This is a genomic window from Rhodococcus sp. KRD175 (assembly GCF_017168275.1).
In the GTDB taxonomy this organism is placed as follows: domain Bacteria; phylum Actinomycetota; class Actinomycetes; order Mycobacteriales; family Mycobacteriaceae; genus Rhodococcoides; species Rhodococcoides fascians.
In genome coordinates, this window is record NZ_JABFAQ010000011.1 from 224,038 (window position 1) to 245,725 (window position 21,688).

General features: G+C 64.1%; 21 protein-coding genes. 16 read left to right on the plus strand and 5 right to left on the minus strand.

Annotation, left to right across the window (positions count from 1 at the left end):
- Positions 1 to 261 precede the first annotated feature (261 nt).
- From J1M81_RS17650 to J1M81_RS17665, 4 genes are read left to right on the plus strand one after another with little or no spacing between them, the layout of a single operon-like run.
- Complete coding sequence (locus J1M81_RS17650; RefSeq protein ID WP_176457186.1) at positions 262 to 1,194, plus strand: carbohydrate ABC transporter permease; 933 nt, start codon at positions 262 to 264, stop codon at positions 1,192 to 1,194.
- Entirely contained in the window at positions 1,191 to 2,081 is an 891-nt protein-coding gene (locus tag J1M81_RS17655) for a carbohydrate ABC transporter permease (RefSeq protein ID WP_032374750.1), read from the plus strand. Before J1M81_RS17650 ends, J1M81_RS17655 begins: the two co-directional genes overlap by 4 nt.
- A 28-nt stretch (positions 2,082 to 2,109) precedes the next feature.
- The gene (locus J1M81_RS17660) at positions 2,110 to 3,435 is read left to right on the plus strand and encodes an ABC transporter substrate-binding protein (protein WP_045840995.1); all 1,326 of its coding nucleotides are present in this window, start codon (positions 2,110 to 2,112) and stop codon (positions 3,433 to 3,435) included.
- Positions 3,435 to 4,517, plus strand: coding sequence for an ABC transporter ATP-binding protein (locus tag J1M81_RS17665; protein WP_206498487.1), 1,083 nt, complete (start codon positions 3,435 to 3,437; stop codon positions 4,515 to 4,517). Before J1M81_RS17660 ends, J1M81_RS17665 begins: the two co-directional genes overlap by 1 nt.
- On the opposite strand, the gene J1M81_RS17670 is transcribed toward J1M81_RS17665, so the two are convergent.
- Both J1M81_RS17670 and J1M81_RS17675 read right to left on the minus strand, forming a co-directional pair.
- A complete protein-coding gene (locus J1M81_RS17670) occupies positions 4,495 to 5,805 on the minus strand; it encodes a cytochrome P450 (RefSeq protein ID WP_206498488.1) in 1,311 nt (436 codons plus the stop codon). The genes J1M81_RS17665 and J1M81_RS17670 overlap by 23 nt on opposite strands.
- Before the next feature lie 73 nt (positions 5,806 to 5,878).
- Complete coding sequence (locus J1M81_RS17675; RefSeq protein ID WP_032374754.1) at positions 5,879 to 7,837, minus strand: M13 family metallopeptidase; 1,959 nt, start codon at positions 7,835 to 7,837, stop codon at positions 5,879 to 5,881.
- 54 nt (positions 7,838 to 7,891) lie between these two features.
- Here J1M81_RS17675 and J1M81_RS17680 point away from each other — a divergent pair, with 54 nt between their 5' ends.
- The 3 genes from J1M81_RS17680 to J1M81_RS17690 are packed head-to-tail and all read left to right on the plus strand — an operon-like array spanning position 7,892 to position 10,961.
- Positions 7,892 to 8,506 (plus strand): TetR/AcrR family transcriptional regulator, encoded by a 615-nt coding sequence (locus J1M81_RS17680; protein ID WP_032375045.1) that lies wholly within the window; start codon positions 7,892 to 7,894, stop codon positions 8,504 to 8,506.
- Entirely contained in the window at positions 8,503 to 9,381 is an 879-nt protein-coding gene (locus tag J1M81_RS17685) for an ABC transporter ATP-binding protein (protein ID WP_032401356.1), read from the plus strand. The genes J1M81_RS17680 and J1M81_RS17685 overlap by 4 nt, the downstream gene beginning before the upstream one ends.
- Positions 9,378 to 10,961: an ABC transporter permease gene (locus J1M81_RS17690; RefSeq protein WP_241258206.1), complete on the plus strand. Its 1,584-nt coding sequence runs from the start codon at positions 9,378 to 9,380 to the stop codon at positions 10,959 to 10,961. Before J1M81_RS17685 ends, J1M81_RS17690 begins: the two co-directional genes overlap by 4 nt.
- A 16-nt stretch (positions 10,962 to 10,977) precedes the next feature.
- On the opposite strand, the gene J1M81_RS17695 is transcribed toward J1M81_RS17690, so the two are convergent.
- Positions 10,978 to 11,451: a DUF4190 domain-containing protein gene (locus J1M81_RS17695; protein ID WP_228139326.1), complete on the minus strand. Its 474-nt coding sequence runs from the start codon at positions 11,449 to 11,451 to the stop codon at positions 10,978 to 10,980.
- A 111-nt stretch (positions 11,452 to 11,562) separates the two neighbouring features.
- Positions 11,563 to 12,327, minus strand: coding sequence for a pirin-like bicupin family protein (locus J1M81_RS17700; RefSeq protein ID WP_032382365.1), 765 nt, complete (start codon positions 12,325 to 12,327; stop codon positions 11,563 to 11,565).
- Positions 12,328 to 12,483: 156 nt separating this feature from the next.
- On the opposite strand from J1M81_RS17700, the gene J1M81_RS17705 reads away from it, so the two are divergent.
- The 5 genes from J1M81_RS17705 to J1M81_RS17725 all read left to right on the plus strand — a co-directional run bounded on the left by J1M81_RS17705 (position 12,484) and on the right by J1M81_RS17725 (position 16,546).
- A complete protein-coding gene (locus J1M81_RS17705) occupies positions 12,484 to 13,869 on the plus strand; it encodes a hypothetical protein (protein WP_045841000.1) in 1,386 nt (461 codons plus the stop codon).
- Between the two features lie 83 nt (positions 13,870 to 13,952).
- The gene (locus tag J1M81_RS17710) at positions 13,953 to 14,120 is read left to right on the plus strand and encodes a hypothetical protein (protein ID WP_197077433.1); all 168 of its coding nucleotides are present in this window, start codon (positions 13,953 to 13,955) and stop codon (positions 14,118 to 14,120) included.
- 95 nt (positions 14,121 to 14,215) lie between these two features.
- Positions 14,216 to 14,692, plus strand: coding sequence for a GtrA family protein (locus J1M81_RS17715; RefSeq protein ID WP_045841001.1), 477 nt, complete (start codon positions 14,216 to 14,218; stop codon positions 14,690 to 14,692).
- Between the two features lie 130 nt (positions 14,693 to 14,822).
- Entirely contained in the window at positions 14,823 to 15,779 is a 957-nt protein-coding gene (locus tag J1M81_RS17720; RefSeq protein WP_206498489.1) for an acyl-ACP desaturase, read from the plus strand.
- 62 nt (positions 15,780 to 15,841) lie between these two features.
- Complete coding sequence (locus tag J1M81_RS17725) at positions 15,842 to 16,546, plus strand: M50 family metallopeptidase (protein ID WP_206498490.1); 705 nt, start codon at positions 15,842 to 15,844, stop codon at positions 16,544 to 16,546.
- Positions 16,547 to 16,565: 19 nt separating this feature from the next.
- On the opposite strand, the gene J1M81_RS17730 is transcribed toward J1M81_RS17725, so the two are convergent.
- Positions 16,566 to 17,969 carry a GntP family permease gene (locus J1M81_RS17730; RefSeq protein ID WP_032374757.1) on the minus strand — a complete coding sequence of 468 codons (1,404 nt, stop codon included), beginning with the start codon at positions 17,967 to 17,969 and terminating at the stop codon, positions 16,566 to 16,568.
- Between the two features lie 116 nt (positions 17,970 to 18,085).
- Between J1M81_RS17730 and J1M81_RS17735 the strand changes: the two genes are divergently transcribed.
- From J1M81_RS17735 to J1M81_RS17750, 4 genes are all read left to right on the plus strand, one after another.
- A complete protein-coding gene (locus J1M81_RS17735) occupies positions 18,086 to 19,051 on the plus strand; it encodes a lysophospholipid acyltransferase family protein (RefSeq protein WP_094718981.1) in 966 nt (321 codons plus the stop codon).
- A gap of 96 nt (positions 19,052 to 19,147) precedes the next feature.
- Positions 19,148 to 20,131: an ATP-binding cassette domain-containing protein gene (locus J1M81_RS17740; RefSeq protein ID WP_032374758.1), complete on the plus strand. Its 984-nt coding sequence runs from the start codon at positions 19,148 to 19,150 to the stop codon at positions 20,129 to 20,131.
- Positions 20,128 to 20,883, plus strand: a complete 756-nt coding sequence (locus J1M81_RS17745; protein WP_032401357.1) for an ABC transporter permease — start codon at positions 20,128 to 20,130, stop codon at positions 20,881 to 20,883. Before J1M81_RS17740 ends, J1M81_RS17745 begins: the two co-directional genes overlap by 4 nt.
- Before the next feature lie 15 nt (positions 20,884 to 20,898).
- Positions 20,899 to 21,636, plus strand: coding sequence for a 1-acyl-sn-glycerol-3-phosphate acyltransferase (locus tag J1M81_RS17750; RefSeq protein ID WP_206498491.1), 738 nt, complete (start codon positions 20,899 to 20,901; stop codon positions 21,634 to 21,636).
- Positions 21,637 to 21,688 lie beyond the last annotated feature (52 nt).

Consider the following 21,688-nt stretch of genomic DNA (forward strand, 5'->3'; position numbering starts at 1 on the left):
GAACACTACGACACGCTCACCTCCCACTCGCATCGATCACCATCCCGGCAACAGGAAGCGGTGGCACACACGACGGTGCGTGCCACCGCTTCACCATGCCGTCGTTGACAGGCCGACCTCCATATGAGAGCGGCTTCGCCGCATGTGAGTGGAACTTCGACCCCTGCTACGAAGTTCCACTCACATAGGTTGGTCTGCGTGACGGCACCAGTTGGGGCCGCGTTCACCATTCGTTAGCCGCGACTGAGCACAGTCCTCGCGGTGAGTGCGACAACCGAACGAGTGCTGCCCACGGCAGGCAAGAAGAGCTTCTTCTCGCGGCCGTGGACCGATTACGCACTGTTCCTGATTCTCGTGGGCCCCAACCTGGTTCTGTTGGCGGTGTTCACGTACCGCCCGTTGGTGGAGAACTTCCAGTTCTCGTTCTTCGACTGGAACCTGTCCTCGCCCACGTCCACGTTCGTCGGATTCGAGAACTACCGCGAGTGGGCCTCCCGCGACGACACGTGGCAGATCGTCGGCAACACCGTCGTGTTCACCGTGGCCGCGGTCGTCGGCTCGTTGGTGCTCGGCCTGATTCTCGCGCTGCTGCTCGATCGTAAACTGCGGGGCCGCAACTTCGTTCGCTCCGCGGTGTTCGCGCCCTACGTGATCTCCGGTGCCGCGATCGGTATCGCATTCCAGTTCGTCTTCGATCCCAACTTCGGACTCGTCCAGGACCTGATGCGCAGATTCGGCCTCGGTGCGGTCCCGGATTTCTATCAGGATCCGAAATGGGCGATGGTCATGATCACCGTCACCTACCTGTGGAAGAACCTGGGCTACACCTTCGTCATCTATCTCGCGGCGCTGCAGGGTGTGCGCAAGGAATTGATGGAAGCGGCCGAGATCGACCAGGCCGGCCGCTGGACCACGTTCCGGAAAGTGCTTCTACCGCAACTGCGTCCGACGACGTTCTTCCTCTCGATCACGGTGTTGCTCAACTCCCTTCAGGTCTTCGACATCATCAACGTCATGACGCGCGGTGGCCCACTGGGCACCGGAACCACCACGATGGTCTACCAGGTCTACGAGGAAACGTTCCGTAACTTCCGGGCCGGCTACGGGGCGACCGTCGCGACCATCCTGTTCCTCGTGCTGTTGATCGTCACTCTCGTACAGGTACGAATCATGGATCGGGACGATCAGCGATGACCTTGGTGAGCAAGCCCGATGCTGCAGTGCCGGAAAAGCCTTCGCTCGGTCGGGACCCGCAGCGCACGCGTCGCAGCGCGAATGTCCTCGGCTACGCGGCCATGGTTGCCGTCCTGCTGATGATCGGCCTACCGCTGTTCTGGATTCTGGTCACCTCGTTCAAGGACCGACCCGACATCTACGTTCAACCGGTCACGTGGTGGCCCAGCACTTTTCACCCCCAGAACTACGACGAGGCGACGACGGAGGTGCCGTTCTTCACGTATCTGCGCAACTCGATCGTCATCACCACGGCGGTCGCGTCGATCAAGTTCGTCCTCGGTGTGCTCAGTGCGTACGGCCTGGTCTTTCTGCGCTTTCCGGGCAAGAACATCGTCTTCCTCGTCATCATTGCCGCACTGATGGTGCCCAATCAGATCACCGTCATCTCCAACTACTCGCTCATCTCCGAGCTCGGTTGGCGAAACTCGTTTCAGGGCATCATCATTCCGCTGGCAGGCGTTGCATTCGGTACCTTCCTGATGCGTAACCACTTCCTGTCGCTGCCACCGGAGATCATCGAGGCCGCGCGCATGGACGGTGCGGGTCCGGTGCGGTTGATGTTCCGCGTCATCCTGCCGCTGTCGGGTCCGACGATGGTGGCGTTCGCGATCATCACCATCGTCACCGAATGGAACGAATACCTCTGGCCGTTCCTGATGTCCGACGACTCGTCGGTTGCTCCGCTACCGGTCGGCCTGACGCTGCTGCAGAACAGCGAGGGCTACACCAACTGGGGAGCGGTCATGGCCGCGACAGTGCTCACCATTCTGCCGATTCTTCTCGTCTTCCTCGTCCTGCAGCGCCACATGATCAAGGGCCTCACCTCCGGTGCGGTCAAGGGCTGATCCACCTCACTATCAGGAGTCGAACACCATGGCACACATCATCAATCGGCGTGGCTTCCTCACGCTCACCGGTGCGGCTGCGGCCGCCGCAGCCCTCGCGGCGTGCAGCGGTCCCGGATCGGGCTCGTCCGGCGGCGGCGGCGTCGAAGGCGATGCGAACACCATCAACTTCTGGTCGAACCACCCGGGCAAGTCCCAGGAATTCGAGAAGGAGCTGATCTCGCGGTTCCAGGCGCAGAACCCCGGACTGACGGTCAATCTCATCGACGGCGGCAAGAACTACGAGGAGGTGTCGCAGAAGTTCAACGCGGCGCTCTCGGGCAACGATGTGCCCGACGTCGTCGTACTCTCGGATGTCTGGTGGTTCAACTACGCACTCACCGGTGCGATCGAGCCCCTCGACAAGCATTTCTCTGCGGCCGGGGTCGACCAGTCCGATTACGTGGATTCGCTTCTTGCCGATTACAACTGGAACGGTAGCCACTGGGCTCTGCCGTACGCGCGCTCGACTCCGCTGTTCTACTACAACAAGGCCGTCTGGTCGGCAGCCGGCCTGCCCGATCGCGGACCGGCCACGTGGCAGGAATTCGACGAGTGGGGCCCGCGCATCCAGGCCGTCGTCGGAAACGGCAAGCTCGCCCATGGCTGGGGCAACGCCGTCGACTATCTCGGGTGGACGTTCGAGGGACCGATCTGGACGTTCGGCGGATCGTACTCCGATCAGTTCGAGCTTAAGTTCGACGATCCCAATACCATTGCGGCAGGCAAGTTCCTGCAGGACATGATCCACACCAAGAAGTACGCGGCGGTCTCCAACGACATTGCCAACGACTTCGCCGCGGGCATCCTCGCCTCCACGATCGCCTCCACCGGAGACCTGTCCACCATCACCAAGGGTGCCGCGTTCGATTTCGGTACGGCCTTCCTGCCGGCCACCGACGGTGCGCCCGGATGCCCCACCGGCGGCGCGGGTCTGGCCATCCCGGCCAAGATCTCCGACGAGCGCAAGGTGAACGCGCTCAAGTTCATCGATTTCGTGACCAACGGTGCCAACACTGCGTACTTCTCGCAGAACACCGGGTACATGCCGGTCCGCAAGTCGGCGCAGCAGGACCCGTCGGAAATCGCGTTCCTCGAGGCCAACCCGAACGCGAAGACAGCCGTCGACCAGTTGGCGCGTACCCGATCCCAGGACGCTGCCCGCGTGTTCGTGCCCGGCGGCGACAAGATCATCGGTAGCGGTCTCGAGCAGATCGCTCTGCAGAATGCCGACGTCGCAACGACATTCGCGTCCGTCTCGGATCAATTGCAGCAGATCATCGACCGTCAGATCACCCCGAAGCTGCCGAAGTAATGGCGACCGTTCACTATGCGGGTGTCTCGCACAGGTACCCGGGCGCGGACTCTCTCGCTGTCGACACGCTCGAACTCGACATAGCGGACGGCGAGTTCATCGTGCTGGTGGGACCGTCCGGATGTGGAAAGTCGACAAGTCTGCGGATGTTGGCCGGCCTCGAATCCGTCGAGAGCGGCCACATCGACATCGGCGGAGTGGACGTCACCTCGCTCGCCCCACGGGCGAGGGACGTCGCGATGGTGTTCCAGAACTACGCGCTGTACCCCAACATGACCGTCGGCGACAACATGGGCTTCGCACTGCGAAACGCGGGAATGAGCAAGGCCGACACAGCGGCTCGCGTATTGGACGCGGCGAGGATGCTCGAACTCGAGCCACTGCTGGGTCGCAAGCCCGGCAAGCTCTCCGGTGGGCAGCGGCAGCGAGTGGCCATGGGGCGAGCAATCGTTCGTCAACCCAAGGTGTTCTGCATGGACGAGCCGCTGTCCAACCTCGACGCCAAATTGCGAGTGTCGACGAGGGCCCAGATCGCCGGACTGCAGAAGCGATTGGGAACCACCACCGTGTACGTCACCCATGATCAGGTCGAGGCGATGACGATGGGTGACCGGGTTGCGGTGTTGCGGGACGGCAAGTTACAGCAGATCGACGCACCGCGGGAGCTGTACGACAACCCCGTCAACACCTTCGTCGCCGGGTTCATCGGATCTCCCGGCATGAACCTCGTCGACGCTCCCGTGCACGAGGGCGCTGCGGTCCTCGGAGACATTCGGATCCCCGTTCCGTCGTCGGCGGGCCAACGCGTCGTCGTCGGGGTTCGGCCGGAATCGTGGGAGCTCGTCGGCGAACATGCGGGTGGACTCCGACTCACCGTCGAATTGATCGAGGAATTGGGTGCGGAGTCGTTCGTGTACGCCTCGGCACCCAACGTCGACGGTCAGTGGACGACGCCCTCGGGACGTATCTCGGTGAGGGTGGATCGCAAGCTGTCGGTCGCCCTCGCCGAGACCGTCCGGTTGAAGCCGGTGCTCGACGAACTGTTCTTCTTCGACTCCGCTACCGGACTGCGGTTGTCCTGACGGGTTCGCCCAGATCCACCGGAAGTGTTGCCCACCCGTGCAATACGCGCGTGTCGCGACGGGTTCCTTCGCCTGCAGACCGTAGGTGGGGGAACCTGTCGAACAACGTCTTCAGACCCACCTCCGACTCTGCTTTGGCCAGCGCCGCGCCCAGGCAGTAGTGGCGTCCGCCGGAGAACGACAGGTGCTTACCCGCGTTGTCGCGCGTGACGTCGAACCGGTCGGGGTCCTCGAACACCAGCGGATCGCGGTTGGCACCGGCCAGCACGAGGACGACCAGTGAGTCCTTCGTGATCGGCACACCCTCCACGACCACGTCGTGCTTGGCGGCCCGAGCCGTCAGCTGAACCGGAGATTCCATCCGCAACATCTCGTCGATCGCGGTGGGCCAGTGCGATGGATCCTGTTGCAGCACAGCCAGTTGATCCGGATGATCGAGCAAAAGTTGGATGCCGCTGCCGAGCAGATTGACGGTTGTCTCGAACCCGGCCGCCAATACCAATCCTGCTGTGGCCCTGAGCTCTTCGTCGTTCAGGCCGATGCCCTCGTCCTCGGCGGCGATCAGTTGGCTCATCAGGTCGTCGCCGGGGTTGCGGCGAAGTTCGGCGATGTGCTGCGAGAGCCACGCGTCGAAACCGATGAGGCCACGCTCCACCTGCTTGAACTGGCTCCACGAGATACCGATGTCGAGGCTGGGTGCCGCCATTTCGCCGAATTCGAGGACGCGCTGATTGTCCTTCTCCGGAACGCCGAGGATGCGGCCGATGACTGCGACGGGAAGGCGAGCGCAGTATCGGTCGACGATGTCGACGACAGGGCTGCCGTCGGACAATTCGTCGAGTAGCGCGTCCGCGGTTTCCTGCACCTGATCTCGCATCTGCGCGACCGCCCGGGCGGTGAAGACCGAGGACACCAGCTTGCGGTAGCGGGTGTGATCGGGCGGCTCGACCGACAGCAGGGACGGCGGAAGGATCGGATGCAGGGCACCGGAGCGGGTGTGGCGTTCCACCCACTTCAGCGGTGCCGGCAGCGTGCCGCCCAGCTGGGTGACCCGAAAATCGTCGGAGCGCAGCAGCGCGAACGCCACCCGGTGATGCACGGTGATGTTGGAGATCCGAGTCTTCACCAGCGGTGCCGTCGCCCGAAGTTCCTCGTACACCGGCGTCGGATTTGCCCGCGTCGCGGGATCGGCGACCAGCATGGCCTGCCGGTCACCGGCGGCCGCAGCACGCTTGGCTCCGAACCTGATGACCCCGTGTGCCGCGATCCACCGTACGAATTCCCTCATCCGACTGTCCTCCCCGTTGTCCCGCCCTATGTGAGTGGTTTCTCGTAGCAGACTACGAAGTTCCACTCACGTGCTACCAGATCTTGACGCGCTTCCCCGGGTCCAAGTACAGCGCATCACCGGGCTGAACGTCGAACGCTTCGTGAAAACTGTCCAGATTGCGCACGACTCCGTTGCACCGGAACTCCGGCGGCGAGTGCGGATCGACGGCGAGACGACGGATCGCTTCGGCGTCTCGTGCCTTGGTGCGCCATACCTGCGACCAGCCGAAGAACACGCGCTGCAACCCGGTCAGGCCGTCGAGCACCGGTGCGTCCTTGCCCTCGAGCGAGATCTCGTAGGCGGCGACGGCGATGGACAGGCCACCCAGATCGCCGATGTTCTCTCCGATGGTGAATTCGCCGTTGACCTTGTGGCCGGGCAGTGCCTTCGGCTCAAATTCGTTGTACTGCTCGATCAGGGCTGTGGTGCGCTTGCCGAATTCGGTGCGGTCGCTGTCGGTCCACCAATCCACCATGTTGCCGTCGCCGTCGTATTTGGCACCCTGGTCGTCGAATCCGTGCCCGATCTCGTGCCCGATGACGGCTCCGATTCCGCCGTAGTTGGCTGCGTCGTCGGCCTCGGCGTCGAAGAACGGCGGCTGCAGAATGGCTGCGGGAAAGACGATTTCGTTCATCCCGGGGTTGTAGTAGGCGTTGACGGTCTGCGGCGTCATGAACCATTCGTCGCGATCGACCGGTCCGCCGAGCTTGTCGAGATCACGCTGATAGTCGGCTTCGTAGCCGCGGCGGTAGTTGCCGAGCAGATCGTCGGCGGTGATGTCGACGCTCGAGTAGTCGCGCCAGCGGTCGGGGTAGCCGATCTTGGGGGTGAACTTGTCCAGCTTGTCCAAGGCTTTGCGGCGCGTCTCCGGGCTCATCCATTCGAGCTCGGAGATGTTGCGGCGGTAGGCCTCGGTGAGGTTGTCGACGAGCACCTGCATGCGTGCCTTCGAGTCCGCCGGGAAGTGGCGTTCGACGTAGAGCTTGCCGACGGCCTCGCCGAGGACGTCCTGTACGAGCGAGACGCCGCGCTTCCAGCGCTCGCGGTTCTCCTCGGTTCCGGTCAGCGTCGTTCCGTAGAACGCGAAGTTCTCGTCGACGAGTGCGCTGGTCAGGAACGGAGCCCGGGCATGGACGACGCGCCACGCGAGCCACGCCTTCCACGTCTCGATGTCCTCCGACGTCCACAGGGACACGAACGTGTTGACGAACGGTGGCTGGCGCACGACGATCTCGGCGAACTGTTCGGTGGTGCCGCCGAGGCCGGAAATCCATGCGGTCCAATTGAATCCGGGCTCGTTCTGCACCAGAGTGTCGAACTGGACGAGGTTGTAGCTCTTCTCGGCGTCGCGCCGGGCGACGACGTCCCAGTGGCCCGCGGCGATCTTGTGCTCGAGATCGAACACCGTCTGCGCGTCGTACTCGACGCCGCTGAGCGCGAACATCTTCGCGATGTGCGCGATGTAGCTCGCGCGGATGTCGGCGTACTCGTCCTGGCGGTAGTACGACTCGTCGGGCAAGCCGATTCCGGACTGGCTGAAGTGCACCAGGTAGCGGTCGGATCGCTTGGCGTCGGTGTCGACGTAGTGAGCGATACCGCCGCCGACTCCGGTGCGTTGCAGAGAGCCGAGAACGCCTGCGAGCGTGACCAAGTCGGTCGCATCGGCAACGGCGGCGAGCTCGTCGGCGATCGGGGTGGTGCCGAGCTGTTCGGCCCGGTCGGCGTCCATGAAGCTCGAGAACAGGTCGCCGATCTTCTGTGCGTCGCTACCGGCGGGCGGATTCGCGGCCGCCGATTCTTCGATGATGGTCTGTACATCGACCTCGGCGCGGTCGTACAACGTCCGGAACGCACCGTCGACGGCGCGGTCGGCGGGAATGCTGTAGTCCTCCAGCCATTTGCCGTTGACGTGCACGAAGAGGTCGTCCTGCGCGCGTGTGTTCTCGTCCTGGTAGCTGAGATCGATGCCCGAGTTCACTACTGAAGTCATGTATCCATCTTTACACTCTTGCGCTCGATTGAACGGGTGTTTAATGTGCTGTACATGCGTTCAGCATCGGAGGATCTGACCACTCGCGCGCGGATCCGCGACACCGCGATCGACGTCTTCGGCGTGCAGGGTTTCACCGCCGGTGTGCGGTCCATCGCCGGCGCCGCCGGCGTCTCACCCGGGCTGCTCAACCACCACTTCGGGTCCAAGGACGGACTTCGCGCGGCGTGCGACGAGTACGTCCTGCGCACGATCCGCGAATCGAAGGCCGCCTCGGCCGGTCCTACCGGGGTGATGGAACAGCTTGCTCGCATCGACGAGTACGCACCGCTCGTCGCCTACATCGTGCGGAGCTTCTCCTCGGGCGGAGCGCTGGCCCGAGAGTTGTTCGAGCACATGGTCGACGACGCGGTCCGGTACCTCGACGACGGAGTGCGCGACGGCCGATTCACACCCAGCCGCGACCCCGCGGCGCGCGCCCGGTTCCTGACGCGCCAGAACGTGGGCGGTCTGCTGTTGTACGTGCAGATGGCCGGCCCGGACGTGGATTTCCGTGCGGCTCTGAGCGCGCTCGGCGACGAGGTCATGCTGCCGGCACTCGAGCTGTACACCGATGGATTGTTCACCGATTCTCGAATCTTGGACACCTATCTGGAGGCCGAGCAATGACCGACGCCATCGCAGTCGACGATCTGGTGAAGACGTTCGGTTCGGTCCGGGCCCTCGACGGCCTGAACCTGCACGTCGAGACCGGTGATGTGCACGGCTTTCTCGGCCCCAACGGGTCGGGTAAATCGACCACGATCCGCGTCCTGCTCGGTCTCGTGCGCGCGACGTCGGGGACGGTCCGGTTGCTCGGCGGTGATCCGTGGGCCGACGGCGTCGCACTGCATCGACGGCTGGCCTACGTTCCCGGAGATGTGACGCTGTGGCCGTCGTTGACCGGCGGGGAGGTGATCGATCTGCTCGCCAGGATGCGCGGCGGTATCGATTCCGGCCGCCGGGCCGAGCTGATCGAACGGTTCTCCCTCGACCCAGGAAAGCGGAGTCGCACCTATTCGAAGGGCAATCGCCAGAAGGTCGCTCTGATCTCGGCCCTGGCATCGAACGTGGAGCTGCTGCTCCTCGACGAGCCCACTTCCGGTCTCGATCCCCTGATGGAGCAGCAGTTCGCCGAATGCGTGAAAGATGCTGCGCGACGCGGAGTCACGGTGCTGCTGTCCTCGCACATCCTGTCCGAGGTGGATGCGTTGTGCAGTTCGGTCACCATCGTCCGGGACGGGCGCACGGTGGACACCGGGACCCTGGCGTCGATGCGGCACCTCACCCGCACGACGATGATTATCACTGTGGATCGAGTACCCGGCGATCTCGACAGGCTCACCGGGGTCAGTGGGGTGACCGTGGACGGGTCCACGATTACCTGCACGGTGGAGAACGAGGCGCTCGCTGCGGTGATGCACGTCCTGGCCGACGCAGGCGTGCAGAGCATGATCAGCTCCGCGCCGACTCTCGAAGAGCTGTTCCTGAGGTACTACGCATGAACAGCCTGAGCGGAACGGCGGCCTTGCTGCGGTTGTATCTACGCCGCGACCGACTCGTGTTGCCGATCTGGGTCGTTCTGCTCGGAGCGCTCCCGCTGCTGTACGCGGTCAGCTTCGAGGGGCTGTATCCGACGGCGGCAGACCGTCGAGCGTTCTATCTCGGCACCGAGGCAGTGCCGGCGCAAGCGGCTCTCGTGGGGCCGATCTTCGGTAGCGACCTCGGTGCCCTGGTGTCGTGGCGCGCCGGACTGATGCTGACCCTCGTTCCGTTGGCGGCGATCCTCACTGTCGTTCGGCATACCCGCGGTGAGGAGGACGCGGGTCGTGTCGAGCTGGTCGGGTCGACTGCAGTGGGCAGATTTGCAGGGTTGACAGCGGCCGTGCTGCTTGCGGGCGGCGGTGTGATGGCGACGGGAATGCTGACGTTCGTCTCGCTGTGGGCGTTCGGTCTGCCGGTGGCCGGGAGCGTCGCGTTCGGTGCCTCGATCGTCGTCGCCGGTGCGGTGTTCGTCGGCTGCGCGGGGCTGGCAGCACAGGTGGCGTCCGGGGCTCGCGCGGCTCGCGGCTATGCCCTCGGCGTGTTGGCCGCAGCGTTCGTTCTCAGAGCGATCGGCGACATCGGTTCGGGAACCCTGTCGTGGTTCTCGCCGATCGGGTGGTCGGCGCAGGTGCGACCGTTCGCCGACGAACGGTGGTGGCCGCTGTTGCTGTCGCTGGCGACCGCTACGGCGTTGGTCGCCGCAGCGTTCGTGGCAGCGAATCGACGCGATCTCGGCAGTGGTCTGCGGGCCGAACGCCGCGGCCGGGTGGCTGCCGTTCCGTCACTGTCCGGTCCCGTCGCCCTCGCGTGGCGACTGTCCCGCGGAACCACCGTCGTCTGGACCGTCGGCCTCGCCCTGTTCGGTATCGCGATCGGGTCGTCCACGGACGGCATCGGTGATCAACTCGGCAGCAGCGCCGCCATCAGCGACGCACTGGGCAAGTTCGGCGGCACCACGATCGAACAGTCGTTCATCGCCGTCGTGCTGAGCATGGTCGGCATCATGGTGGCGGCCTATTCCGCGTCGGCCGTGCTACGTCTGCACAGCGAGGAAGAGTCGGGTCTGGCCGAGATCGTGCTGGCCGCCGGCATCTCGCGCCGTCGGTGGGCGGCGGGGTATCTGCTCTTCGCCGTCCTCGGCCCGGTGTGGCTACTGCTGGTCGTCGGCCTCACCATCGGGCTGACGTACGGGTCGGCAACCGGCGACATGTCGCGCGAACTGCCGTCCGCCGTGGTCGGCGCTCTGGCTCAGCTCCCGGCCGTGTGGGTGGTGACGGCCATCGGCGTGGCATTGTTCGGCGCTGTCCCTCGATTCGCGACCGTCCTGTGGGCGGTCCTCGGCGGCTTCGTTGCCCTGGGGCAGATCGGGGCGGTGGTCGGGCTGCCCCAGTGGTCACAGGACATCTCGCCGTTCACCCACCTGCCCAAGCTGCCGGGTGGAGAATTCTCGGTAATGCCCTCGCTGTGGCTCGTCGCCATCGCCGCCGCCGCAGGCGGTGCCGGAAGCACCGCGCTGCGTCGACGGGACGTCCGCGGCTGAGTGAATCGGCCGCGACTCAGTTCGGTGTCGAGTCGCCGTACTGGTTCTCGACGTTCTGCTGGAATTCGTCGGCGCATTGTTGTTGCGCTGCAGTATCGCTGCCTGCGTTGGTCATGCAGTCGGTGAAGTCCTGTCCACCGACTGCGTTGAACAGGCCGACGCCGACGACGACGAGAACGATCGACAAAGCCGCCGCCACGAAACCGAGAATGATCGCGATGAGAGACACGGTGCCGTTGGTGGCGACGCGCTTCTTGTACCTCGACCGACCGATGAAGCCGAGGACGATCGCGATCAGGCCGAGAACAATGCCGCCGACGATGGTCCAGGAGAACAACACGCCGAGAATCGCGAGAACCAGAGCCACTGTGCCGATGGTGTTCTTCGGCGCTACCGGCTGTTGCTCGTATCCACCCTGCTGATATCCACCCTGCTGGGGGTACTCGCCGGGTGAAGGGTAGTTTCCGGGCGGGGGATAGTCATTCGACACGTCTGATACCTCCGAGATCGGCGATCGTGAACGCTCGGAGTGTATGCAGATCTCAGTCGTGCGCGCAGACGCCACGTGCCCCCGTGATCAACTTGTCATCGAGCGTTCCTGTCAGCCGCCCAGTCGCGAGTGCATCTCCCAGATCAGGATCTCGGCTGGTTCCGAGGCTGTAATTCGCTGTCCGCCAGTGGAACTCATGCGTACCGCGTCACCCTCGTACAGTTCTCCGACACCCTCCATCGAGACGGTGCCGCGGACCACGAACACGTGCACGAACGGTGCGTCGGGAACGGTCACGGTCGAATCCGGTGTCAGTCGCGCAGCGTGCAACGCGGCCGATTTCTGGCCGATGCCGATGGCCGCCTGACCACGGTGTCGGTTCATTCCCGACGCGACGGTGACGAGTCCGCCGCGCAGCAGTTCGTCGTCGATCTCGAGTTGCTCGTAGCCCGGTGCGGTGCCGGGGCTGTCGGGCATCACCCACATCTGTACGAAGCGGACGGGTTCGGTGTGCCGATTGCCGTCGATACTCCAGGAGTCGTTCTTCTCCGAGTGCATGATGCCTTTGCCCGCACTCATCCGTTGCGCCAGTCCGGGATAGATGATGCCGGAGTGCCCGATCGAATCCTGATGCACCAGAGAGCCCTGCACCACCCACGTGATGATTTCCGTGTCGCGGTGCGGATGCGTCTCGAATCCCTGCCCGGCGGTGACGATGTCGTCGTTGTTCACCAACAACAGGCCGTGGTGGGTGTTCTCGGGGTCGTAGTGCTGACCGAAAGAGAACGAGTGCTTCGAGTCGAGCCAGGACACACGGGTTTTCAGTCGATCACCGGCACGATGCACGTCGATGTGGGCGGTCAGTGGAGCGGACATGTCCCCACTGTACGAGCATGTCGATGCACCGGCGTACGACCTGCATAACGTTCGGGTGTCTTTGCCGCCGGGGTGTGACGGCGGCCCCGAGTGGGTAGGTTCGGACACGGTACGGTCACACGCTCTGCAACTCCCCGAAGGCGGCGAGAGATACTCATGGTCGGTTCCAGCTCGAGCGCGGCACACGCTGTTCGACACTTGCTCGAGGACGCACTGGTGTCGTGGTTGCCAGGTCAACGATGGTTCGGCGCAAAGGGTTCGACGGTGGGTGCCGTGCGGATCGTCGCTCGGGACGTACTGCACGACGAGCCGCATTTCGCCGCCGAGCACCTGCTGGTCGAGGTGGACCTCGTCCAAGACGGCACGTCGGTGACCCAGACCTATCAGGTGCCCCTCGGTTTCCGCACCGAGGTACCCGAGGAACTACGCCCGTGGCTGTTGCCGGTGCCCGGTGAGGTGGCAGTGTTCGACGGGTTACGTGATCCGGAGATCATCGCCCTGTACGGTGACGCGTTCTCCGATGAGAACCCCACGGGCAGTATCGAATTCAAGGTCGTCGGCGGTTCGAGCGTGCCGCAGGGCATGCGCGGTCGGGTTCTGGGTGCTGAGCAGTCCAACACGTCGGTGATCCTCGGTGATCTGCTGCTGCTCAAGCTGTTTCGTCAGGTACCGCCCGGAATCAGTCCGGACGTCGAGTTGCACCGTGCGCTGGCCGAGGCCGGCAGCGTCAACGTGGCACCGCTGCGAGGGTGGCTCGAAGCCCAGGTCGGCGGTGAGACGACCACGCTGGGGATGATCCAGGACTTCGCCGCGAATTCTGCCGAGGGATGGACCACTGCGCTGGCCAGCGTGCGCGAGGTGTTCGATTCCCCCGACACACCGATCGAGGATTTGTCCGCCGATTTCGCTCCCCACGCGTATCGACTCGGCGCTGCCGTCGCGCAGGTACACCACGACCTCGCTTCGGTTATGGGTACCGCCGAACGTTCCGTGGAATCAACGGCCGTCGAAGAGATCCTCGAGCGCATCTCCGGAGTAGCGCGAGTGGTTCCGGAGATCGCCCAGTACATCCCCGCCGCGACGGCCCTGATCTCACGGGCAGAGGCGTCGAGCAGTACCACCGTCCAACGCATTCACGGCGATCTGCATCTAGGGCAGGTATTGGGGACCCCCGAACGGTGGCTGCTCATCGATTTCGAGGGAGAGCCGGCCAAGACGCTGGACGAGCGCAGACAAATGGACAGTGCTTTGCGCGACGTCGCGGGAATGCTGCGGTCGTTCGACTATGCCGCCAACCACCTCCTCGTCGACCTGCCGGAGGACCCGGCTAGACGGGAACGCGCCGAGCAGTGGGCTGCGCGGAGCATCACGGCCTTCTTCGATGGGTACGCATCGGTGGCCGGCCACGATCCACGCGACGAAGCCGATCTGCTGCGCGCATACGAACTGGACAAAGCGGTCTACGAGGTTCTGTACGAAGCGCGCAATCGACCGACCTGGCTCTCTCTGCCGATGCGCGCGGTCGAACGGTTGGTCAGCTGACGGCCGGGAAACGGGCTGTAGGGGCGGGCGTGGACCGGCCCGTCTACGACAAGTACCGTATTGCCTGACACGGGAGGCAGGACATGAACGGTATTTTGGCAATTTTCGGCATCGTGGTGGTAGTCATCACCATCGTGGTCGTGGTCGTGCTCGTCGCGGTGTTGTTCGTCGCGTCGATCAAGCCCGACAAGCTGAACATCGACCTCGGTCGCAAGAAGCGTGAACGGGAAGAAAGTTCCTCGAAGGTCTGAGACCTCGGTCACCTCTGGCACCGATTCGCGCAGACGCGGAGTTGTATCGATTCGAAGCGTCGGTCGACGCTTCCGGTTCTACAACTGGAGACCTCGTGAGCACAGCACTGTCAGCGCCTACGGAGCCCGACTGCAGGGCGCGCCTGTTCGGTGAGACTGTGCCGGCCCAGTTCGCTCGTTTCGTGATCGTCGGGGTATCGAGCAACGGCGTCTATGCACTGCTGTTCGTCGCTCTCGCGTCGTTCGGGTCTTTCCCCGCCAATCTGGCGGGAGCGTCGGCGAGCACCGTTCTCGCCAATGAGTTGCACCGTCGCCACACCTTCCACGCCGCCGACCGCGTCGGCTGGTTCCAGACCCAGTGGGAAGCGGGAGGACTCGCACTGATCGGGCTGGGTCTGAGTACCGCCGCGTTGGCCGCAGTCCACCTCCTCGTTCCCGCCGCCGCCACGTACGTGCAAGTTCTGGCTGTGATCGCCGTCAGCGGTCTGGTCGGTGCCGCTCGATTCCTCGCCCTTCGCGGATGGGTATTCCGTTCGCCGAGCCTCCCCGGGATGGAAGCGGCTCATTCGTGATGCTGTGACAGAGCACGACCGGTCTCGAAGATCGGTTGCTACCTGTAACAGAGTTTCGGCGAGGCTTCGTGATAGTCGCCCGTATCGACCTAGGCTCGTGAGCTGACGTCAATGCGAGGAGGCATGTCGAATGGCCAGGGATCTGACACAGCTCGAGCTTCTGCAGGAGCTGGTGCCCACTGCCGAGGACAACGTGAACCGTCACATTTCGATGGCGCGCGAATGGCATCCCCACGACTACGTGCCGTGGGACGAAGGCCGTAACTTCGCCGCCCTCGGCGGTACGGACTACGACCCGGGGCAGTCCAAGCTCTCCGACGTCGCGCAGGCCGCGATGATCACCAACCTGCTCACCGAGGACAATCTGCCGTCCTACCACCGTGAGATCGCCGAGAACTTCTCCCGGGACGGTGCCTGGGGAACGTGGGTCGGCCGCTGGACTGCCGAAGAGAACCGTCACGGCATCGTCATGCGCGACTACCTCGTCGTCACCCGAGGCGTCGATCCCGTCGCCCTCGAAGAAGCCCGCATGATCCACATGACCAACGGCTACGCGTCGCCCGCCGGCGCAGGGGTCGGTCTGTTGCACTCGGTGGCGTACGTGACGTTCCAGGAACTCGCGACCCGTGTCTCGCACCGCAACACCGGCAAGGTCTGTGACGACCCGATCGCCGACCGCATGCTCCAGCGCATCGCCGCCGACGAGAACCTGCACATGATCTTCTACCGCAATATCACCGGCGCAGCGATGGACATCTCGCCGGATCAGACGTTGCAGGCCGTCTCCGACATCGTGACGAACTTCGTCATGCCCGGTGCCGGCATGCCGAACTTCCGCCGCAACGGTGTGTTGATGGCCAAGCACGGCATCTACGACCTGCGTCAGCACCTCGAAGACGTCGTCTGGCCCGTGCTGCGCAAGTGGCAAGTGTTCGAGCGCAACGACTTCACCGCACGCGGTGAGAACAAGCGTGAAGAACTCGCCGCGTTCCTCGAAGACCTCGAGCGCCAGGCCACCAAGTTCGAGGAGATGCGAGATCGCTCGCTGGCCCGCGAACGCGCCAAGGCCGAGGCGCGCGCGTCCTGAGGTGACCCATGTGAGCGGAACTTCGTAGTCTGCTACGAAGTTCCGCTCACATAGGGTGTGGTGTGAACGAATTCTGGGACCGCATTTCCGCGGTGAGTCCTGATCCACCCGTGTGGATCGTCCAAGTGGCTGCCCTGGCGGCGCTCGTCATCGTCGTGTTGCCGCAGACCTGGCGGATTGCACGCAATGTGGTGACCATCGCGCACGAGGGTGCGCACCTGTTCGTCGCGTTGATCACCGGGCGTCAGTTGATGGGTCTTCGGCTGCATTCGGATACGTCCGGCGTCGCGATCTCCAAGGGCAAGCCCACCGGTCTCGGGGTCATCGCCATGACTTTCGCGGGCTACGTCGGGCCGTCGCTTCTCGGACTCGGAGCCGCTCTGGTGCTGGGTACACAGCGGGCGTCGGCGGTGTTGTGGATCGGCATCATCTCGATTACGTTGATGCTGTTGATGATTCGTAATATCTACGGACTGCTGTCTCTCGTCACCGTCGGTGGGCTGCTGTTCGTCGTATCCTGGTGGGGTACCGGGGAACAGCAGGTCGCTGCGGCGTACTTCATCACGTTCTTCCTGCTGATCGCCGGTCCGCGCCCCGTTCTCGAACTGCAGAAATCCCGAAGTGCCGGACGGGCGCGGGACTCCGACGCCGATCAACTGGCTCGGCTCACCTTCCTGCCCGGCATCGTCTGGGTCGGACTGTTTCTCGTCGTCACCGTCGGCGCACTCGCACTGGGGGCGTGGAGAATCCTCGTTCCGGTGCAGTGACGGCGGCTTGGATGAAGCGCTAGAACACCACCCACAGCAGTGATGCGAGGGCGAATATCGCCAGTCCCAGTGTCGTTTCCATGACCGTCCAGGTCTTGAGGGTGGTTTTCTCGTCCATGCCGAAGAAGCGGCTGACGAGCCAGAAGCCGGAGTCGTTGACGTGGGAGAGCACGGTGGCTCCGGCAGCCAGTGCGAACACCAACAGCGCGATCTTGAAATTGCTCAGATCGAGCTCGGCGACCTGGACCGAGATCAGCCCGGCGGTGGTGGTCAAGGCGACGGTGGCCGAACCCTGCGCCACGCGTAGCGCGGTGGCGATCAGGAAGGCCTGCAACAGGATCGGCAGTCCGAGATCGGACAACGAGGCGGTCAGAGACTGGCCGATGCCACTGGCCCGAAGTACTCCGCCGAACATGCCGCCGGCACCGGTGATCAGGATGATCGAGCAGATCGGCCCGAGGGCCTGATCCATGTACTTGGCACCGTCGGCGACGGGGAAGCGTCCCGGCGCGAGGATGAACAGAGCCAGCAGCAAGGTGATGAGCAGCGCGATGGGCGTCTGACCGATGAGAGTCAGGGCCGCTGCCCAGGTTTCGTCTCCGGTCAGCACACCCGAGGTGGTCAGCGTGTTGACGACGGTGTTGAGCGAGATGAGGACCAACGGCGTCAGCAGGATGAGCAGCACCGCAGCGAACTTGGGGGCGGGGTCGCGGAGTGCGGCCATCTCCTTGTCGTGTTCTTCGGAGTTCTGCGACCCGGCTGCGAAGAGGTCGGCAGGCGCGGTGACGAATCGTTTGCCGAGCTGGGTACCGACGAGGTAGGAGCCGACGAACCAGGAGACGACGGCGACGGGAACTCCGACGAGAAGCACCGAACCGATATCTCCGCCGAGGAGTTCCGTGGCGGCGACGGGGCCGGGGTGCGGGGGAACGATGGCGTGCATCGCGGCGAACGCGCCTGCGGTCGGCAGCGCGTACAGCAGCACCGACCCGCCGAAGCGCTTGGCGACTGTGAAGATGATCGGTAGGAAGACGACGAGTCCGGCGTCGAAGAAGATGGGGAAGCCGAAGATCAGCGCGGCGACACCGAGGGCGAGCGGTGCGCGCTTGGCTCCGAATCGGTTGATCAGGGTATCGGCCAATACTTGAGCGCCACCGGTGATTTCGAGCAGTCTGCCGACCATCACACCCAGGGCGACGAGTAGAGCGACCGAACCGAGGGTGGAACTGAAGCCCGAGAGCAATGCCGACGGCACGTCTGCCAGTGGAATGCCCGCTGCGACGGCGGTGACGGCGCTGACCAGAACCAGCGAGACGAAGGCGTGCAGTTTCACCTTCATGATCAGGAACAGCAGAACTGCGACGGCTGCTGCGGCGATCAGGAGTAGGGGAGTCGTCCCGTACGCCGGTTCGATCGGATCCATCTGTGTACCTCGTTCACTCGGCTGGAGATTCGACCATAACGGACAGCTCGGTGCCCGCGCGGGGATACCGAGCACGGTCGTCGGACCTGGAGTTCGTGGTGGAGTACCGTGCGGGTATGAGTGATGGGGATCACGTAGTGGGTGGGGACAGCTCCGACAAGCCTTCGAAGGACGCTCTACGCGAGCAAGCGCAGCGCTATGCCGCAGCGGCTCGGCTGAAGATGAAGGAGCGACGCGAGAAGGCGTCGGGGGGCCTCGGGTCCGTGGTCGCCGACCGTGCAGGAAATTGGGATCTCGACGATCAGAACACCGTGGCGATGGACCGTCAGCAGAAGCTCTGGAACGGGGTGATGGATCGCTACTTCCGGATGGAGATCGACGGTTGGGAGACGATTCCCGAGTCGCCGGTTCTGGTCGTCGGAGTGCATTCGGGTGCGCCGTTCGTGTGGGACGCGTGGACGGTGGGTGCGCAGTGGTGGCGGCATTTCGGCGACAAGCGAATCCTGCACGGCACTGCGCACGACGCGCTGATGGCATTTCCGTTGATCGGCAAGGTCTTTCGATCCATGGGTGTGTTGCCGGCGGCTCCGGACTCGATGTCGACCGCATTGGCCGAGGGCCGAGACGTGATCGTGTGGCCCGGTGGTGAGGTCGATTCGCTGCGTCCGTGGAGCAAGCGTGACGAGGCGACACTGGGTGGTCGTACCGGTTTCGTCAAGCTTGCGATCCGGATGGGTGTGCCCATCGTGCCGGTGGCGACCGTGGGCGGGGCCGACGCCATGCCGGTGCTCATTCGAGGCGACAAGCTCGCAAAAGCGCTCGGACTGGACAGGTTTGCGCGCCTGAAGGTCTTTCCCATCGCCATCTCGCTGCCGTGGATCATCGCGCCTGCCGCGCTGCCGCAGATTCCGTTGCCGGCCAAGATCCGAACCCGGTTCATGCCTCCGGTCGAGCTCGACCACGATCCGTCGCGCTGTGACGACGAGGCCTACGTCGACGCGAAATACGACGAGGTCCGCGCCAGTATTCAGGCCGGCATGGACGAGCTCGCCAGCAAGCGCAAGTTCCCGGTGTTCGGCTAGTTCGCTCGCGCCGAGCATCGCGGACCGTAGCTGACCGCGATCGTTTCTAGCGTCTCCTCTCGTACGGATTCACCGATACGACGAGGGGCGCACGAGATGATCGAAACATCGGGATTGACCAAGACTTTTCGGCAGGGCAAGAAGACCGTGGAGGCGGTGCGCGGCATCGATCTGACGATCGGTGAGGGAGAACTGGTCGCTCTCCTCGGCCCCAACGGTGCAGGCAAGTCGACCACGCTGCGAATGCTCACCACGCTGCTGGCACCGACGTCGGGTTCGGCCCGGATCGCGGGGTTCGACGTGGGCAGGGACCGGGACAGTGTCCGGCGCAGTCTCGGCTATGTGGGGCAGGGAAACGGCGCGGGACACAACCAGCGCGTGCGTGACGAACTCGTCGTGCAAGGCCTGTGCTACGGCATGACTCGTCAGCGATCACGAACTCGCGCAGACGAATTGATCGACGCACTCGAGCTCGGCGAACTGCGCTCGCGCACCGTCTCGACGCTCTCCGGCGGACAGCGTCGCCGACTCGATATCGCCCTGGGGCTGGTGCACCGACCGGCACTGTTGTTCCTCGACGAGCCGACCACCGGAATGGACCCGCAGAGTCGGGCCAACCTGTGGGGTCACATCCTCCGGCTACGACGCGAGATGGGCACGACCATCGTTCTGACCACCCACTACCTCGACGAGGCCGATTCGATGGCCGAGCGGGTCATCGTCGTCGACCGCGGAACCGTCATCGCCGACGACACCGCCGCGTCGCTGAAATCGGAACTGGCAGGCGATCTGATCGTTCTCACCGTGTCCGACGCGTCGGCGCTCCTTCCGCTTCTCGCCGGCATCGACGGCATCAGAGACGTCACGAGATCCGGTTCGCGGCTGAACCTGCGTGTCGGACGCGCCGAAGTCGTTCTCCCGGAAGTGGTGCGGCGGAGCGAGTTACACGGTATCCGCGTCCATACTGCGGACATGACCCGACCGACTCTCGACGACGTGTTCCTCGGACTGACCGGCCGTAGTCTTCGGGAAAGTGCCGCAGCCCTCGACAACGCGAGCGTGGCAGGAGAACTCCGATGAACGTTCTCTCCGGAAGCACTCTGGTGATGGGTCGGGAATTGCGGCCGATGGTGCGCGATCCGTTCACCGTCATCTTCAGTCTCGTCCAACCGCTGATCCTGCTCGCTCTGTTCGGCCCACTGCTCACCGATGTCCCCGGTCTCGGCGACGGAAGTGTCTGGGACTGGTTCGTGCCGGGTGTTCTCGCGATGATCACCATCTTCGGCACTTCCATGACGGGCTCCAATCTGCTGGCCGAGTTGCAGCAGGGTTCTCACGAGCGAATGTTGGTGACCCCGTTGCCGCGATCTGCCCTGCTCGTCGGGCGGGCGTTCAAGGAAATGGTGCCGCTCGCTGCGCAGGCCGTGTTGATCGTTCTGGTCGCATTGCCGCTGGGGTTGTCCGTGAATCCGATCGGTGCCGCTGTGGGAATCGTGCTGCTCGGGGTGTTCGGCGTCGGGCTCGGCGCGCTGTCCTACGCGTTGGCTTTGGCTGTGCGCGGACAGGATTGGGTGTTCTGGTCCATTCAGCAGACGTTGATGTTCCCGCTGCTGATCCTCTCGGGCACGATGTTGCCGCTGACGGCCGCACCGGTGTGGATGCAGTTCCTGGTGAACATCAACCCGCTCGGATATCTCGTCGACGCCGAACGTGCACTGTTCGCCGGAGACTTCGCGAGTTCGACGGTGACGGCAGGTGTCGTCGCAGCCGTAGCCACCGCGGCGGTCGGGTTGATCGTCGGCATCCGGGCTATGGGCTCCTCGCGCGAGTGAGGCTAAGCTCGCGTCATGGATCGGCCTGCGGTAATTCTCGAGAACGACGAGACGGTGTACGACTTCTATCTGCGTCATCAGCAGAATCGTCAGGTTGCGAGGCTGGCGTACGCCGCCCTCGCCCGACGCTTCCGCCCGCGGGTGTCGTACTCCGACGGTGCCCAGGAGGAGCTGCGGCGTCTGGTGTACGACAACACGCGTCTGCTCATCGCGGTCAATCACCTCACCGAGAGTGATCCCTACACCCTCGCAGCGGCGGCCTGGGCGTCGCCGCTGCGTCCGGTGATCGGGCGCACCAGAGTGCTCGCGAAGGACGAATTGTTCCAGGACCCCAAGCAGCGCAAGCGAATCGACATGATGGGCGGCATTCCCGTCTTTCGCGGCAAGAATCACGGGATGCGGGCAGTCAGCGCGGCAGGCAACCGCATGATGGACATCAGTGCCGAAAGAATGAAGCGCGGCGACGACCTCGCGGTGTTCCCGGAAGGCACCTGCAACCTCGAGGACCCGACGACGGTGCAACACGTCGGCAGCGGAATCGGCCACATCGCGATGCGGGCCCGCAAACTCGGCGTCGAGCCGACGTTGATCTGCATCGGACTGAGTTACGGCCCCGGCTCGGCGAAAGTGAAGCAGGCGAGCGTCTACTTCGATACGCCCATCACCGATCTGCCCCAGAAACCGATCGACATCACCCGGGTGGTGGCAGGGGGAATGCAGAAAGCACTCGACGGAGCGGTGGCTGCGTACTGACTGCGCCGCCGGGGTTGGTAGAAACAGATGACAGATAATTCGATTCGGCGTT